Genomic DNA, 565 nt, shown 5'->3' on the forward strand with positions numbered 1-565 from the left:
GGAGGCCTCGGCGCGGGCGCGCGCGGCGCGCCGGGCGAGCTGCCGGTCGGGCAGGCACCACAACGCCGCGCCGGTCAGCAGCCCGACCAGGCCGGACAGGGCGATGGGGAACTGGATGCCGGCCATCGCGACGATCAGGGTGAACAGGGACGGCAGCAGCAGGCCCACGGTGAAGTGGAGCAGCTTCGCGCCGAACAGTTCACCGACTGATTCGCCCACCAGGTTCAGGTTCTTGACCGGGATGGTGATGCCGGGCCAGTGGCGTACCCGCTCGGCCACCGCCTCGCCCGTGCGAGTGAGGAAGGGCGCCTCGTCCTGGTCGCTCTTGCGGGAGCGGGGGGCCGGGGTGCCGTGCAGGCGCTCCAGGGCGGGGCCGAGAGCGGGCCCGGACGGGAAGAGCTCGCGTACGAGCAGGAACAGGCCGGCGCCCATACCAGCACCGATGAGCAATGACAGGGCGAGCGGGGTCACTTGGCTCCCTCCGGCTGCACGGCCGGCGCGACCGCGGGTGTGGCGGGGACGGCGCTGCCCATGAAGCCCGGCAGGGTGACCGTGGCTCCGAGCC

At 73.5% G+C, this 565-nt stretch carries 1 pseudogene; it reads right to left on the reverse strand.

The window, feature by feature from the left end:
• Positions 1-471: pseudogene (locus RM812_RS42135) on the reverse strand (hypothetical protein); the annotation flags it as partial.
• Positions 472-565 lie beyond the last annotated feature (94 nt).

This window comes from Streptomyces lancefieldiae (genome assembly GCF_031845825.1).
Classification (GTDB): Bacteria; Actinomycetota; Actinomycetes; order Streptomycetales; family Streptomycetaceae; genus Streptomyces; species Streptomyces lancefieldiae.